The organism is Bacteroidota bacterium (genome assembly GCA_016213405.1).
In the GTDB taxonomy this organism is placed as follows: Bacteria; Bacteroidota; Bacteroidia; order Palsa-948; family Palsa-948; genus Palsa-948.
The window spans coordinates 23,130-39,902 of sequence record JACRAM010000023.1 but is presented as its reverse complement, the minus strand read 5'-3'; the positions used below and the strand labels follow the sequence as shown (position 1 = coordinate 39,902).

The 16,773-nt window shown below is 39.1% G+C and carries 15 protein-coding genes; 9 read left to right on the top strand and 6 right to left on the bottom strand.

All coding sequences use genetic code 11. The features are described from left to right. The first annotated feature begins 449 nt into the window (after positions 1-449). Entirely contained in the window at positions 450-1,208 is a 759-nt protein-coding gene (locus tag HY841_02975) for a hypothetical protein (GenBank protein MBI4929699.1), read from the top strand. A gap of 104 nt (positions 1,209-1,312) precedes the next feature. Here HY841_02975 and HY841_02970 read toward each other — a convergent pair whose 3' ends face one another. Both HY841_02970 and HY841_02965 read right to left on the bottom strand, forming a co-directional pair. Next, positions 1,313-1,594, bottom strand: coding sequence for a hypothetical protein (locus HY841_02970; protein ID MBI4929698.1), 282 nt, complete (start codon positions 1,592-1,594; stop codon positions 1,313-1,315). A gap of 152 nt (positions 1,595-1,746) precedes the next feature. Then, positions 1,747-2,529 (bottom strand): SAM-dependent chlorinase/fluorinase, encoded by a 783-nt coding sequence (locus HY841_02965; protein MBI4929697.1) that lies wholly within the window; start codon positions 2,527-2,529, stop codon positions 1,747-1,749. A gap of 92 nt (positions 2,530-2,621) precedes the next feature. On the opposite strand from HY841_02965, the gene HY841_02960 reads away from it, so the two are divergent. From HY841_02960 to HY841_02945, 4 genes are all read left to right on the top strand, one after another. After that, a complete protein-coding gene (locus HY841_02960) occupies positions 2,622-3,587 on the top strand; it encodes a PhoH family protein (protein ID MBI4929696.1) in 966 nt (321 codons plus the stop codon). 14 nt (positions 3,588-3,601) lie between these two features. After that, the gene (locus HY841_02955; GenBank protein ID MBI4929695.1) at positions 3,602-4,573 is read left to right on the top strand and encodes a phosphoribosylaminoimidazolesuccinocarboxamide synthase; all 972 of its coding nucleotides are present in this window, start codon (positions 3,602-3,604) and stop codon (positions 4,571-4,573) included. Between the two features lie 114 nt (positions 4,574-4,687). Beyond that, on the top strand, positions 4,688-7,108 hold the full coding sequence (locus tag HY841_02950; GenBank protein MBI4929694.1) for a carbohydrate binding family 9 domain-containing protein: 2,421 nt from the start codon (positions 4,688-4,690) through the stop codon (positions 7,106-7,108). A gap of 51 nt (positions 7,109-7,159) precedes the next feature. Continuing rightward, complete coding sequence (locus tag HY841_02945; protein ID MBI4929693.1) at positions 7,160-8,038, top strand: hypothetical protein; 879 nt, start codon at positions 7,160-7,162, stop codon at positions 8,036-8,038. A gap of 88 nt (positions 8,039-8,126) precedes the next feature. On the opposite strand, the gene HY841_02940 is transcribed toward HY841_02945, so the two are convergent. Continuing rightward, on the bottom strand, positions 8,127-8,780 hold the full coding sequence (locus tag HY841_02940; GenBank protein MBI4929692.1) for an ABC transporter ATP-binding protein: 654 nt from the start codon (positions 8,778-8,780) through the stop codon (positions 8,127-8,129). Between the two features lie 144 nt (positions 8,781-8,924). On the opposite strand from HY841_02940, the gene sucC reads away from it, so the two are divergent. After that, positions 8,925-10,115, top strand: coding sequence for an ADP-forming succinate--CoA ligase subunit beta (gene sucC / locus HY841_02935; protein ID MBI4929691.1), 1,191 nt, complete (start codon positions 8,925-8,927; stop codon positions 10,113-10,115). A 23-nt stretch (positions 10,116-10,138) separates the two neighbouring features. Here sucC and HY841_02930 read toward each other — a convergent pair whose 3' ends face one another. From HY841_02930 to recR, 3 genes are read right to left on the bottom strand one after another with little or no spacing between them, the layout of a single operon-like run. Then, positions 10,139-12,136, bottom strand: coding sequence for a glycosyltransferase (locus HY841_02930; GenBank protein MBI4929690.1), 1,998 nt, complete (start codon positions 12,134-12,136; stop codon positions 10,139-10,141). Between the two features lie 40 nt (positions 12,137-12,176). Next, positions 12,177-12,524 (bottom strand): four helix bundle protein, encoded by a 348-nt coding sequence (locus tag HY841_02925; protein MBI4929689.1) that lies wholly within the window; start codon positions 12,522-12,524, stop codon positions 12,177-12,179. A 44-nt stretch (positions 12,525-12,568) separates the two neighbouring features. Then, on the bottom strand, positions 12,569-13,189 hold the full coding sequence (gene recR, locus HY841_02920) for a recombination protein RecR (GenBank protein MBI4929688.1): 621 nt from the start codon (positions 13,187-13,189) through the stop codon (positions 12,569-12,571). A gap of 114 nt (positions 13,190-13,303) precedes the next feature. On the opposite strand from recR, the gene HY841_02915 reads away from it, so the two are divergent. Genes HY841_02915 through HY841_02905 form a run of 3 tightly spaced genes read left to right on the top strand, consistent with a single transcriptional unit; the run spans position 13,304 to position 16,766 of the window. Then, entirely contained in the window at positions 13,304-14,209 is a 906-nt protein-coding gene (locus HY841_02915; protein ID MBI4929687.1) for an aminotransferase class IV family protein, read from the top strand. Positions 14,210-14,220: 11 nt separating this feature from the next. Continuing rightward, complete coding sequence (locus tag HY841_02910) at positions 14,221-15,459, top strand: outer membrane protein transport protein (GenBank protein MBI4929686.1); 1,239 nt, start codon at positions 14,221-14,223, stop codon at positions 15,457-15,459. A gap of 32 nt (positions 15,460-15,491) precedes the next feature. Beyond that, complete coding sequence (locus HY841_02905) at positions 15,492-16,766, top strand: carboxylesterase family protein (GenBank protein ID MBI4929685.1); 1,275 nt, start codon at positions 15,492-15,494, stop codon at positions 16,764-16,766. The last annotated feature ends 7 nt before the right edge of the window (positions 16,767-16,773 follow it).

Here is a 16,773-nt window from a genome sequence, read left to right as displayed (position 1 = left end):
ACATTTTTACCGCAGAGTTCGCTGAGGTTTTACGCAGAGAACCGCTGAGAATACAAGATTGCATTTTCTCTGCGGCTCTCCGCGTGTTGTTTTCTCTGTGTTCTCTGCGGTTAATTGCTTTTCTGCGTAACATCAGTTAATCACTCACCTTACGCAAAAATGTTCAACCTGCCTGCGCAGGCAGGTATTCAATGTTCAATTCTCAATTCTCAAGTAAAAAAAACAGTGCAATTCATTGAACATTGAACATTGCGTATTGAATATTGAATATTTTTTTTTAAAATGACTTGTGCGTAACATCAGTCAGTAATTGATTTGGTATATTATGGTTTGTGAGGTTCACCCCGTAGGATAATCTGTCAGATAGCAGAATGAATTTTTAAAATAAATATCCAACGGGGTGAGATGATTTTGTAAATTTACTATCGCAAGCACCAAAAAATAATTATATGAATAAATTTAATAAAAATGTTTTGAAACATTTAGGACACTATGTATATGCTCTTATTGACCCCTTCGATAAAAAAATATTTTACGTTGGGAAAGCTTCTTCTAACAATAGAGCGTACGATCATCTTAAAGCAACAAATTCAGAATCCAAAAAGATAAAGAAAATTAAAGAAATCCGTTCTCGGAACAAACAACCAATTGTTGAGATAATCAGATACGGTCTTGCTTCCGAAAAAATAGCACTCGAAGTTGAAGCGTCAATTATTGATACGGTAGGAATAGAAAACCTAACAAATAGTGTTAGGGGGCATGGGATAGAGAAAGGAAGATTATCTGTTAATGAAATTGAAAGACTTTATGGCTCAAAGCCAATTTGTGTAAAAGACATCAAAGAAAAATACATGTATTTTTCTATTAATGAAACTTTTTCACCAACAAAAAATGAAACTCAATTATATGATTGTACAAGGCAATTTTGGTCAAACGTGTCAAAGGATACGCGCACTCAGAAAGCAGGTAAATTAGAATACCCAACTGCTTTAGCAATATATGATAGTGTGGTTATTAATGTTTACAAAATAGAAGCTTGGTTTCCAGCGGGAGCTACAATGTCATCACGCACAAATGAAAACACAAAGCGCAGATGGGAATTTGTTGGAAATCTTATACCGAATCATATATTACAAGGAAAGAAATTGGTAGATAATAATGAAAACAATTTACGATTAAATCAACAAGGTTACGGCTATATAAATTAAACAAATGATTTTTTGCTTCGCAATAAGCACAAAGACATTCCTTCGTGCCAATTATCTTCCCAACAAAAACACAGTCGGCTGTTTATCAAGGTTAGGTTGAAGACTCACTTTTTCACTGGGGTAGTTTGCTTGGGTTTTGTCTTGCCAGACTTTTTTTTCGGTACTGATTTAATATCTTTGGTTGGAGGATGGCATTTCTCACAGGGTTTTTTTTGGTAAACATCCCTTGCTTTCCATAATGGCACAGCTTCAAAATTCTTTGTATATAATTTGCATGCTCTGGTGTGATAATGGTTTCCGCTTTGATTAACATAAACAGTTTGTGAAAATATTTTGCTCAATGAAAATAAAAGGAATACAAAGAGTAACAATAAATATTTTTTCATAGGACATCTTTCCTAATTAAATTTCTCGCCACAAAAGCACAAAAGCACAAAATTTCACGAAAGTATTTGTGTGTATTCTTCGTGACTTGGTGTCTTAGTGGCAATTTTTTCATTTTACTTTGTTTTCATCCAATTAGGAAAAGATGTCTATACTATTCTTCAATTCTAATGGTGATAATATTGTTAATCCCAGACCCATACATTTCAGAAATTTTTCCCTGATTCATGGAGAGTTCGAGATAACCTGCGCTGTTGAAGAGCGCTGAAATTTCTCCCTTCGGCACATCACTGTAGGTTAGAGAAATGGAAGTGATTTCTTCTCCGGGAGGAAATTCAATTGCAAACTTTCTTCCTTTTACTGTTTCGTTAAAAAACGGGCGGGTAATATTCAACACCGCATTTCCGTATGAATCAATATAGGTTATCACTGCCTGAATAGTATTGTTCTCAAGCGTGGGCTTAAACAAATCAACCTTAGAAAAAACAGATTGCTCAGCGCCAAGAATCTCCAGCGTGCCACCGCGCGCAATGTGGCAGGCAGCTTTCACAAACACATCGCGCACAGGAAAGGTCAGCAGTTCGGTATCCTGCCGTAGGTTGCTCAGGTCAACAATTTTGTCAGGAACTTTTTCAAACAGGATGGAGAAAGCTCCGTTATCAGCGCCAATGAAATAATGACCATCGCAATACATGGCAAGATGTTTCTGTTCAGGAGATGATTCCGCATTCACTCCAAGAATATGAACAGTGCCTTTCGGAAAATTCGGATAAGCATTTTTCAAAATATAGGCAGCGTGATGAATGTTGAACGGAGGAACAAGATGAGTGATGTCAACAATGGTGGCTTCGGGCATTTGGGTAAGAATAGTTCCTTTCAGTGAGCCTACGTAGTGGTCGTTTATTCCAAGGTCAGTGGTGAGAGTGATGACAGGCATTGTTGAAATGTCAATAACTTATAAAGGAAAAAACGACAGAAATATTTATTTTCGCTTTACAAAAGTAAAAACAATAAACGAATCCAACTTTCTTGAACGAATTACTGATCCGAATCGAATCCGACAATCCTGTAGAATTCTATGGGATAAACGACCGAAACCTTTACTTAATAAAAAAACATTTTCCGAAACTTAAAATTGTCGCGCGCGGTGACACGTTGAAGGTTTTGGGTGAACAGGAAGAACTCGACCTCTTTGAAAAGAGGATTCAGACGCTTCAGAATTATTTTTCCACCAACGGCAGATTATCTGAAGATGTGATTGAAGAGATCATGAACGGCAACGGAGAAAAACTTACTGCAAATTCTCCTGACCAGAACGATGTAATAGTTTTCGGCAACAACGGAATTGTGGTGAAGGCACGCACCGCGAACCAGCGCAAGATGGTGGAAAGTGCGAAAAAGAATGATGTGATTTTTGCAATTGGTCCGGCAGGAACTGGAAAAACATATACAGCGGTGGCGATGGCTGTGCGGGCATTGAAAAATAAAGAAGTGAGAAGAATTGTTTTGTGCCGTCCTGCTGTAGAAGCAGGGGAGAGTCTGGGTTTTCTTCCCGGAGACATGAAAGAAAAACTCGACCCTTATCTGCAACCTTTATATGATGCGCTTTATGATATGATTCCCGCTGAAAAAATGCAGAGTTATATGGAAAGCCGCGTGCTTGAAATTGCTCCGCTTGCTTTCATGCGAGGCAGAACACTTGACCACGCGTATGTGATACTTGACGAAGCGCAAAACGCAACCGAAGGACAATTGAAAATGTTTTTAACAAGGATGGGCACCACCGCAAAATTTATTATCACTGGCGATATAACTCAAATTGATTTACCCAGAAACCATCCTTCAGGTTTAATAAGTGCTGCGCAAATTCTTAACGGTATCAAAGGAATTGATTTTATTTTCTTGGACGGAAGCGATGTAGTGCGCCACCGAATTGTAAGAAGTGTTATTGAAGCGTATGCTAAAATCGAACCAAATAAATTAAATACAACTTAAAACGATTTTTTTCTATGGACGCAATTACCTCAACCAATTTTAAGTTTCCTAATCAGAAGAGTTATTACAAAGGAAAAGTCCGCGAAGTGTACAATATCAATGATGAAATTCTTGTCATGATTGTGTCAGACAGAATTTCTGCTTTTGATGTCGTGTTGCCAAGAGGAATTCCATACAAAGGACAAGTGTTGAATCAGATTGCCTCAAAGTTTTTGAAAGCAACTTCTGATATTGTCCCCAACTGGGTGATTGATTCCCCCGATCCGATGGTAACAGTGGGGAGAATGTGCGAACCCTTCAAAGTTGAAATGGTGATTCGCGGATATTTATCCGGACACGCGTGGAGAACTTATAAATCAGGAAAAAGAGAATTGTGTGGAGTGAAACTTCCGGAAGGAATGAAAGAGAATGATAAGTTTCCTGAACCGATAATTACTCCATCAACAAAAGCAAGCGTTGGGCATGATGAAGATATTTCAAGAGAAGAAATTCTGAAACGTGGAATTGTTTCGAAAGAAGATTACGGGCAACTGGAAAAATATACGCGTGGAGTTTTCCAGCGCGGAACAGAGTTGGCAGATAAGATGGGATTGATTCTGGTTGACACTAAATATGAGTTCGGGAAAAAAGATGGAAAGATTTACTTGATAGATGAAATTCATACTCCTGATTCATCCAGATATTTTTATAAAGAAGGTTATGCTGAACGTCAGGCAAAAGGAGAAGCGCAAAAACAATTATCAAAAGAATTTGTGCGCGAATGGCTCATCGCAAATAATTTTATGGGGAAAGACGGACAGAAAGTACCTGAAATGACAGATGAAGTGGTAAAACAAATTTCAGACCGCTACATTGAACTTTACGAAAATATTCTCGGAGAAAAATTCCAACGAACTGAAACTTCAAATGTACTTAGCAGGGTAGAGGCAAACATTAATTTGTTCCTGAAGAAATATTCATCTTCTAAAGAAGCAGTTAAAATTTGATTGGACTAAAGTCCTTTCAGTCGTCTTTCTATTTTTGCCACGACCTTAAGGTCGTGGCAATTTGTTTTATCTAATATGGCTTTAGCCAAAATAGATATTCTAACTTTGTTTTCTATGAAAAGAGGCTCGCTCTGTATTTTGTTTGTTTTTACTTCATTATTTTCTTTTACCCAAACTCCGCAAAAAAAAGAATACACAGCTGTCCGTATTTCTTCTTCTCCAAAGATTGATGGCGTTCTTGATGATTCCTGCTGGATGAATGTTGCCATTGCAACTGATTTCACACAATCAGAACCGAATCCCGGAAATTCTTCCCGGCAAAAAACAGAGGTGAAATTCGTTTATGATAATTTCTTCATATACATCAGTGCGATGATGTATGATACTCATCCCGACAGTATTTTGTGTGAATTATCAAAACGCGATAATGCTTTTTTTGGTCCGAATGCCGATGCGTTTGGTTTTTTAATAGACACCTATAATGACGGACAGAACGCACTTTTTTTCGGAGTTACTTCCTGCGGAGTGCAAGCCGATACAAAAGCTTCTGAACCGGATAACTTTGACGATTCGTGGAATGTGGCATGGGAAAGCAAAGTAAAAATTTCTAACAATGGATGGATGGCTGAAATAAAAATTCCTTACTCTGCAATCCGTTTCCCAAAAAAAGAAAATCAGGAATGGGGAATAAATTTTTTTCGCCAGATAAGAAGGTATCGCGAATTCAGCGACTGGAATCCTGTCAATCCCGAAGAGCAAGGTTTGATTCATCAGTCTGGTATTCTGAAAGGTATCACCCATATTGAATCTCCGCTCCGTCTTTCTTTCTCTCCCTACATTTCTTCTTCGCTTGATATTTACGATGGCAATACGGCTCATTCCATTAATGGTGGAGCGGATGTGAAATACGGAATCAACGAAAGTTTTACGATGGACATGACACTGATTCCGGATTTCGGACAAGTGAGGAGCGATGATAAAGTTCTGAATCTTTCTCCGTTTGAAACTCGTTATGATGAACAACGTTCTTTTTTTACAGAGGGAATTGAATTATTCAACCGTTCCAATATTTTTTATTCCAGAAGAATAGGAGGAGAGCCGTTGGGTTATGGATCTGCCGATTATCTGAAAGACTCAAACGAAATCATTACCAAAAATCCTTCTTCATCACAATTGTATAACGCAACAAAAATTTCCGGAAGAACCAGAGGCAAACTCGGAATCGGATTTCTGAATGCAACCACTGCAAATACTTTTGCCGTTGCGCTTGACACTATTTCCGGACAAGAAAGACAAATAATGACGGACCCGCTGACAAATTACAATGTATTTGTGCTTGACCAGTCGCTGAGAAATAATTCTTATATGAGCCTGACAAATACAAATGTTACGCGTGACGGTGACTGGTATGACGCGAATGTGACAGGAACGCAATTCAAACTGAACAACAAAGCGAATAAATGGTCTGTAAATGGAAATGCTTGTGTGAGTCAACTCTTTTATCCCGATTCATCAATGCCTGAACTCGGAATACTTTACAGAGCCACCATTCAAAAAATTAGCGGGAGTTATCAGAATGAACTGACCTATCGCGTGAAAGATAAAAAGTATAATCCGAATGATTTAGGTTATCTCGAAAGAAATAATGAAGCGGCTGTTTTCTTCAACCAGAGTTACAACATTTACAAACCATTCTGGAAAATAATTAAGATGACCAACAATTTAGGAATTGATTATTACATGCTTGAAAGCCCGCGCACCTTTGCCAAACTGAACATTGATTGGAGTACAGATATTGATTTTAAAAATTATTTCACTTGGGGATTTACATGGGGAGTTCGGCCGGTAAAGTATTATGATTACTATGAACCCCGTATAGACGGAAGATATTATCAAATGCCTACCTGTTATGATGTGGGAACTTATTTTTCTTCTGATTCAAGAAAACGATTCGGACTTTCAGGAGAAATCAGTGACATGCCGTTTAATCAGCGTAACAGGAATAAACTTTCATGGGGATTCTCGCCTCGTTTCCGTTTCAATGATAAATTTAACATGCAATTTTTTCATCATTCAGAAAGTCATTTTGATGATGTGGGATGGGCAGATAATGTGAACGATACAATTATTTTTGGAGTGAGAGACAGAAATGATATTATTAATACACTCCAGGCAAATTATATTTTCACAGCTACTATGTCGCTTTCTCTACGTGCGCGCCATTACTGGAGTCAGGTGAAGTATAAAGAATATTTTGCGCTAAATGATAATGGAAAAGAATCAACCACTTCTTACAACCAAAACAATAACATCAACTTTAACGCAGTGACAGTTGACATGATTTACACATGGCAGTTTGCTCCCGCAAGCGAACTAAGCTTTGTATGGAAGAATGCCATCTTCACCGAAGGAACGCAGCTAATCAATAATTATCTCGATAATTTTAATAAAACATTCGAATCTCCTCAATTAAATAGTTTTTCTATAAAAATTCTTTACTACCTCGATTATCAAAGTTTGAAGCGAAGAAAATAAATTCCTTTCTTCTTCGTTGTATCCTTCTAACGCTCTTTAAATCTTATTATCATGAAAACATCATTCTTCCTCCCCATGATGTTTATCGCAATCACTCAATCCGTTTTTGCAATGGCTTTTGCGGACAAGCTTGCAGAAAACAAAATAATGTCCGTTGAAAATGCCTTGAAAAAGAATTTGGTGAAAGCTAAAATCTTTGGCAAAGGTGGTCACACAGGAGATGTGATTAAAATGAAGCTCAAGAACAATCAGAATCATCCTGTAGCCTATTCAATGGAAGCGGGGAGACGGCTGGATTCAGAGAACAATTCTGAACAGGACATTCTTGTCACTAAAGCTGTAACACTCGCGCTGCTTCCGAACGAAACAAAAATATTTGATCTTTACGGAATGTGCTGCCAGGCGCACAACGCTTCGCCCGACAGTAGTTCGGTTTTTTCTATAGGAGAAATGGCAGATACAAATCTCGTTCAGCTTGCTAAATACATTGACCTGAATAAATGGTATAAAAATCCCATCGCTCAAAGCGCTGTGTGGATTGTTTCGGATGGCAACGGAATGGAAAGCATTGGAGGGGATGACGCAGTCAGCAAGCAACTGCAGAAGTTTGTTTCAAATCTTACAGGAAAAGCAATTCCGAAATACAAAATAGATTATGAGGAGAGCAATAACGGAACTGCATTTTATAATCATCCGGCTAAAATCAGCGGGACATTTGAATACGAAATTTACACAAACGGATTAGTCACTTTTGGTATTTATGACGCACAAGGTCATGTAGTAGAAATGTTTTTCACCGATGTTCCCCGCGATAAAGGTTTTTATCTTTTCAATTATGAATTCAAGACCAGCAACTTACCGCAAGGAGATTATTACGCACGCTTGAGATTTGACGGGCAAGTGAGAAAGGAGCAGAAGTTTTCGTTTTGAGCGTTGTCATTCCGAGCAAAGCGAGGAATCTCCTATTTAATTGCAGTAATAATTCAGGAGATTTCTCCCTGCGGTCGAAATGACATTCTTAATTGCTAATCATCCCGTCTTTCATAGTCAATTTCCTGTCCGCCATGTTTGCGAGTTCCTCGTTGTGCGTAACGATAACGAAAGTTTGCTGGAATTTTTCCCGGAGAGTAAAAAATAAATTGTGAAGTTCTTTTGCCGTGGCAGAATCCAGATTTCCGGAAGGTTCATCCGCAAGAATTACAGAAGGATTATTTATCAGCGCGCGTGCAACGGCAACTCTTTGCTGCTCTCCACCGGAAAGTTCAGAAGGTTTGTGGTGCGCCCGTTCTGTAAGCCCAAGAAAGTTTAATAGTTCATTCGCCTTTGCTTCTGCTTCGGTTTTTGTTTTTCCAGCAATGAAAGCTGGCAGGCAAACATTTTCCAGCGCTGTGAATTCCGGAAGTAAATGATGAAACTGAAATACAAAACCTATTTGTTTATTTCTGAAATCTGAAAGTTTTCGTTCGCTGAGAGTTCTGAGATTAGTGTCATTGATTTTTACTTCTCCATTATCCGCTCTGTCAAGCGTTCCGAGTATTTGAAGTAGTGTTGTCTTTCCTGCTCCCGAAGCGCCCACGATAGAAACGATTTCCCCTTTCTTTACTTCGAGCGAAACTCCTTTCAATACATGAAGAGTTCCATAAGACTTATAAACATCGTTTGCTTGTATCATACCGAATGCTAATATACGAAAGAGAGAAAGTGAGAGAGTGAGAAAATGAGCCGGCACATCAGCACACTTTCCCATTTTCTCACCTGCCTGCCATTTATATCTATTGTTATATTCGCATTACTAAATCTCCTCAAACAATCAATTATGAACCTCCACGAATATCAAGGCAAACAAATCTTAAAAAGTTTCGGTGTTTCCATTCAGGAAGGCAAAGTTGCCGAAACAGTAGAACAAGCATTTGAAGTTGCAAAAGAACTTCAGAAAGAAACCAACACTCCCATCTGGATTGTGAAAGCGCAGGTGCACGCAGGCGGAAGAGGAAAAGCCGGAGGAGTGAAGATGGCGAAAACGCTGGATGATGTAAAAGAAAAAGCAAAAGCAATTCTCGGGATGAATCTTGTTTCGCGACAAACAGGACCTCACGGAAAAATTGTTCACAAGGTTTTGATTGCACAGGATGTTTACTATCCCGGAGAAACTCCTACAAAAGAATATTACATGAGCGTGCTGCTCAACCGCGCGATTGGAAGAAACATGATTATCTATTCTCAGGAAGGCGGAATGGAAATTGAAGAAGTGGCAGCAAAAACTCCTGAACGGATTTTTAAAGAAGAAATTGATCCCAAAGTTGGCTTGAAAGATTTTCAGTGCAGAAAAATTGCGTTCAATCTCGGACTCAGCGGAGAAGCATTCAAGAATATGACAAAGTGTGTCGCTTCTTTATATAAAGCGTATGAATCCATTGACGCTTCCCTCTTCGAAATAAATCCTCTGCTGAAAACATCCGATAATAAAATTGTTGCGGTTGATTCAAAAGTCGCGCTTGATGAAAACGCATTGTACCGCCATCCTGATTACGCTGCCATGCGCGATAAACTGGAAGAAGACCCAACCGAAGTGGAAGCCGGTGAACACGAACTCAACTATGTAAAGCTCGATGGAAACGTGGGCTGTATGGTGAACGGTGCCGGGCTTGCCATGGCAACCATGGACATCATCAAACTTTCTGGCGGAGAGCCGGCAAACTTTTTAGATGTTGGTGGAACCGCAAACGCTCAGCGTGTTGAAGTTGCATTCCGTATTATTCTGAAAGACCCGAATGTAAAAGCAATCCTTGTAAATATTTTCGGAGGCATTGTGCGCTGCGACCGTGTTGCGCAGGGCATTGTGGATGCTTACAAAAACATGGGCAACATTTCTGTGCCCATCATTGTGCGCCTGCAGGGAACCAATGCGGTGGAAGCAAAAAAGATTATTGATAACTCAGGTCTCAAGGTGCATTCGGCTATTGAATTGCAGGAAGCCGCTGACCTTGTGCAGAAGGTTTTGAAATAGAGAAATAGAGGAGAAGAATTGTTTTACGCTCTTCCTAGGTTTCTAATTCCCTTTAGCAGGATATTCATGTCATTGCGTACGCTGTAATCCTTCGCGTAAATTTTATTCAGTCGTTCGGCAATTTCTTGAGTCACGTGATTTGATTTCAAGGAATCAGCAGGAGATAAAATTCCTTTCCGGCTGTTATTCTGAATTCTGAATTCAGAATTCAGATTTTCTCCGTATCCCACCCACGAATTAAAACCAAACAGCACTTTGAAAATGTTTGCAATATAGTTCAACGGATTTTTTACAATGAAAATTAAAACAGGAAGCAGGCAAACAAAAAGTATCGAAAAGAAAATATCTATGATTCTCTTTTTTCTGCGATTGGAAGGTTTGTTCATCGAGTTCACATCAAGGGTGTAAAGGTCGCCAGCCGTGTCAATAGAATTGCTTCCGATGATGGAAAAACTTTCCTGCGGAGCGATTTTAAATTCTACTCCTTCATTTCCCTGCAAACTCATCGCGTCAATAATTTTTTCTGAAGAAATATTCTTCGCGCAGAAAATTACTTCGTCAATTTTGTAGATGTCTATGATTTCGTTTAACTGAGAGAACTTTCCTAAATATGTTTCTTGCTGTTTGCCAGTTGCCAGTTGCCAGTTACCAGCATCTGAATTAACAAAGCCGATAAAGTTTGATTTGAGAGAAGATTCTTTTATAAGCGCGAACACTCTTTTGTATTCTTCTTCACTTCCCACAATTGCCAATCGCTTGCTGGTGCTTCCTTCAAGAAGAAAATCTTTCCCGAAGGGATGGAAGCCCATTATTCCAAAAAGATGAAACAGCATCCGTGTTGCAAGCATGGAGATGGTTGCCCATCCCGTGCCGATGAGAATAAGCGCACGCGAGAAACGGTATGCTTCAGGAAGCAGTGCATACATAGCAAGAATGATTCCTGTTCCCCAGAAAATTCCGCGCACAATTTTTTGAAGGCGAATGGGTTTGTCATAGCCACCGCTGAGAAAAACCGAGAAGAGCCAGATGAAAACATATATCCCAAATGCAGCCAGTACAAGGTTTTCAGGATAGGCAACATTTTTTACATTGTGCTCATAATAATTTTTTATGAAATATAATCCGGCATAAAGAATGGAGGCATCCAGCAGCGGAACAAATATTTGTTTCAGAAATCTTTTTACAATAGCGATTCCTGCCCGAAAGGCGATTGCAAAATATATCAGCAGAGAAAACATAGTCGCCTGGTTCTTCGCAAAATGTTTCTTAGCAAAGATTGCCATGGCGTTATAAAACACCAGCACATAATTCACCGAACTCTTCTTGGTGCTTTCTCCTTTGTAATGAATAATGCGCGTTTCGGAGAAGTAATAATTCTTATAGCCCGCAAGCGTAATGCGATAGGACAAATCAATATCCTCTCCGTACATAAAAAAAGTTTCATCGAGCAAACCGATTTTATCAAGAACAGATTTTCGAATGAGAATGAACGCGCCTGCGAGCACATCTACTTCATGAGTTTTGTTTTTATCGAGATAGCCCAGATGATATTTGCCAAATGTTCTTGATTTTGGAAATAAAAATGAAAGTCCGAACACTTTATAAAACGCAACCGAAGGAGTAGGGAGTCCGCGCTTTGATTCAGGAAGAAAATTTCCTTTGCCATCCAACATCATTACGCCCAGCGCGCCACCATCTTTTTTCTCATCCATGAATTTTATCGTCTTCTCAAAAGTATCTTCCTGTACAACTGTGTCCGGATTCAGGAGCAAAACGTATTCACCTTTTGCTTCTTTGATTGCCTGGTTATTCGCTCTGGAAAAACCAAGATTCTTTTCATTGGCTATGATTTTTACTTCAGGAAATTTCTTCTTCACCATTTCAATCGAGCCATCCACGGAACTATTATCAACAACAAAAATTTCTGTTGGAATATTTTTCACCGCCTTCTCTACAGAATGCAGACATTGTTCGAGAAAATGCTCAACGTTGTAGTTAACTATGATGACTGAAAGCTTCATTCCGATGTGCAGATGTGTAGATTACTGATGTGCAAATGAATTATTTTCTGGATGATGAAATTATTTTTCCAAGAACTTTAAGAATACTTGCAATCTGAAGCAGAAGGTTGTCGCAATCAGGATAGTTCTTTGAATGTTTGCATAACAGAAGCCAGTATTCGGTTTCTTCAGCTTCTTTAGACGCAATTTTAATTTTATGTATAAAATCTGCCTTGCTTTCCTCGCTTTGAGCTTCTCTTACATTAGCTCCAATTCCTGTTCCGCTTCTGAAAAGCTGATTAGCCATATTAAACTTTCTTTTGCTTTCTAGAAGCTCAGAAAATTCTATTATATCAAGCGAGAACTGAAAAGTTAATTCAACAATTAGGTTTTTTTTTGTGTTTTCCATTTAATTTATTTGTGTATTAATCCGCACATCTGCACATCCGCACATTATCTAATTGGCAATACGTTTTCGTAAGGGATTCTGTTTGTGATTGATCTTCCCAGCGTAATCTCATCCGTGTATTCCAGTTCATCGCCAATAGAAATTCCGCGTGCGATCGTGGAAACAGTTACATTGAAATCTTTCAGGCGTTTGTAGATATAGAAATTTGTAGTGTCACCTTCCATCGTAGTGCTTAATGCCATAATTACTTCCTGTATTTTTCCTTCAGCAATTCGTTGAACAAGCGATTCAATATTCAAATCACCCGGACCGATTCCATCCAGCGGAGAAATAATTCCACCGAGAACGTGAAACACTCCTTTATATTGCTGGGTACTTTCAATTGCCATTACATCGCGGATGTCTTCCACTACGCATACTAAACTTTTATCGCGGTTATGATTGGAACAGATATTGCAGATTTCTTTGTCGGAAATATTATTACAGACTGAGCAATACTTCAATTCGTTTTTCAGATTCACTATCGCGTTCACAAATCCTTCCACATCTTTTGTATCCTGCTTCAGAACATGCAAAACATATCTGGTTGCGGTTTTTCTTCCCACACCGGGTAGTTTGGCAAATTCATCAATGAGAGTTTCAATATGTTTAGAACTGAAATTCATAATTCGAAAGCGAATTTACGGATTATTTGTTGTGCTATATTTGCTGGTAACGAAGTAACGAATTTGGTAACGAATATTACGAATTGCAAAAGTAGTATTCGTAAAATTCGCAAAATGATTCGTTACTTCGTAACCGGGAAAATGATGAACTATTATTGTTATTCAAACGGAAAAATTCTTCGCAAGAATGAAATCAAAGTCGGGATAACTGATTTAGTAATGCTTCGAGGGTATGGCGCGTTTGATTACATGCGCACATATTATGGTGTTCCTTTCCGAATCAACGATTATCTTGATAGGTTTGAAAATTCTGCCAATGGAATGATGTTGAAACTTCCTTTAAAGAAAAAAGAAATTATTTCTGCGATTCATTCTCTTCTAAAGAAAAACAAAGTTTCAGTTAAAAAAGATTTTGGAATCAGACTTCTTCTCACAGGTGGCTACTCGCTCGACTCATATCTTCCTGCAGTAAAACCGAATTTATTTATTCTCATGGAAGATTTGCCTCTGTATCCTGAATGGTGGTCAGAGAAAGGAATCAAACTAATGCTTCACGAACATAGCAGGGAAATGGCAAGAGTGAAGACGACAAATTATCTCACAGCGATCCGCCTTGCCGATGAAAGAAGAAAAGCTAAAGCACAAGACACACTGTATTGTTCAGATGGAAAAATTCTTGAAACAACCAGAAATAATTTTTTTCTGTTTCACGGAAACACATTAGTAACTGCAGATGAAGGAATGCTGCTGGGTATTACCCGAAAGTTGATTACTAATATTACGCTGAAAAAATTCAAGCTTGAAATCCGCGAGGTATTGAAAGAAGAATTAACTTGGTGCTCTGAAAGTTTTATCACCGGAACCACACGTGGCATAACTCCGGTAGTTCAGATTGATAAAATGAAAATTGGTAACGGAAAAGTTGGAAAGAACACGAAAGAATTAATGAAAATGTTTGAAGAAACGGTTAATAAAGAATGTCGCTTCACCCCAACCCTCTCCTCAAGGAGAGGGCGTTAAGACAATACATTATGAAGAAGTTGTTTTTTTCTTTTTGCCTACTGCTTACCGCCAACTGCCAACTGGTTTTCGCTGGCGGCTTTCAGGTAAACCTTCAGGGACAAAAACAAATGGGCATGGGGCATACTGGCACAGGACTCCTGCTCGATGGCGCTTCTCTGCTTTTCAATCCGGGTGCAACTTCTTTTCTTGATTCAATTCGTTTGGTGCAGATAGGTGCAAGTTTCATTATTCCGCGAACAGTTTATTTAGAACCTGCTCCAGGGATTTACTCTACAGAAATGGTTCATCATGTAGGAACACCTTTTTCTGTTTATGCTGTCGGAAAAATAAAAAAAGCTGACAAACTTAATTTTGGACTGGCAATTTACACTCCCTTCGGAAGTCGCGAAGAATGGCCCAGTGATTGGAAAGGACAATTTCTTCTTCGCGAAATAGATTTGAAAGCAATTTTCTTCCAGCCGACTTTATCTTATAAGATTAATGACAAACTTGGAGTTGGTGCAGGATTTGTTTTTGCCAAAGGAGATTTCAGCTTATCGCAGGGAGTTCCTATTCAGGATACCATGGGAAAATATGGCTCCGCATCGCTTCAGGGTTCAGCAAATGGCTATGGATATAATGCGGGAATTTATTTCAAACCAAATGAAAAATTTTCTGTCGGGCTGGATTACCGATCTTCTGTAAAACTAAAAATGGAAAACGGCACTGCTGATTTCAATGTAGCTTCAGCACTTGCAGATTCTTTTCCCAGCACAACATTTGTTGCTACTCTTACGCTTCCTTCCACTACAACGTTTGGCTTTGGTTATGTCCTGAATGAAAAAATAAAACTCGCGCTGGATATAAATTATATCGGATGGGGAGTGTATGACACCCTTTCGTTTGATTTTGCCGATAATACGGAATTGCTCAAAGATGTTCACTCCGCACGCATGTACAAAAATACGTTCATCGTTCGTGCAGGAGCGCAGTATCATCTGAAAGAAAATATATTTTTAAGAGGTGGAGCTTATTTTGACAAAACTCCGGTTCAAGATGGTTATCTGACTCCCGAAACTCCTGATGCAAACAGAATCGGATTAACAGCGGGAGCATCGTGGAGAATCAACAAAAAGCTCAATCTTGATTTCTCTTTATTATATATAGAAGGAATGAAACGCACGGATACAAACATTGAAAAGGATTTCAGCGGCACATACAAAGCCAGGGCTGTAGCTCCCGGGTTTGCAATTGAATATTTATTTTAGGAAATAATAAACAAACAAATAAACATATATACATGAAAAAAATCCTACTCACTCTCACATCGCCCCTCATCATCTCAACAGCGCTTATGGCTCAAACGTATTGCGGTTCATCAAGGTATGATACCGAAATGTTCAGCACTGTGACGACTACAAGCAATGTTACGTACGGACAAAACCTGAATTTGAATAGCACGATGACGATATTAAAGATGGATATTTATGAACCTACCGGTGATGTCGCTCCCATGCGTCCCGTTATTGTTTTTGCGCACGGAGGAAGTTTTATTGGCGGCTCCAAAACCGATTCGTATGCCATTGATTTCTGTACACGCTTTGCCAAGCGTGGTTATGTGGTTGCTTCCATTGACTACCGGTTAGGAATGGGTTTTCCCATCAATCAGGCAAGCGCGCAGAAAGCTGTTTGGCGCGCCACGCAGGATATGAAAGCGGCAGTGCGTTTCTTCCGTCAGGATGCTGCTACAACCAATACTTATAAGGTAGACCCCAATTATGTTTTTGCCGGAGGTTATTCCGCAGGCGCTTTCATGGGAGTTCACTATGCGTATCTCGACCAGTCATCTGAAGTTCCTTCTGCTATTGACACTACAACTCTTGGTGGATTAGAAGGAAGCAGCGGCAACCCGGGATATTCTACCGCGATAAATGGAGTATTGAATCTTGCTGGAGCTGTTGGCGATACTTTATGGATAAAGCCGGGCGATGAGCCGATGGTAACCGCACAGGGAAATGTTGACGGCACTGTTCCTTATTGTTACGCCATGATTTATGTTTCTGGTTTTCCTATTATGTATGTGAGCGGTGGGGGCAACATGCACATTCGCTGTTTCAATATCGGTCTTGAAAACCCCATTCATACTTACTACGGATTGGATCATGATGCGGATATTCTTGCCGCTAATATGGATTCAACATGTAACCTTGTCAGCGATTTCCTGTACAAGAAATTAGGATGCACTCCTTCCGGCAACCCTGACATTTACATAAACAATCAAACCTGTGTTCCGGGTGTAACTGGAATTGAGAATGTAGTTTTGGGTGCTGAAAATGTTTCCCTGTATCCTAATCCGGCTTCAGAAAGCTTTCAGCTTACGATTGCTGATGCGAGAGGAAAAACTTTTTCTGCTGATATCACCGACATTACAGGAAGAAAGATTCAGCAGATCAATTTTTCTGGACATAACATTACTATTGAAAGAGGGAACATTCCCGCAGGAATTTATTTCTTGAAATTAATTTCAAATGAGAATGAATTTTTTGCAACGAAAGTTATATTCACAGAAAAATAATTTCTCT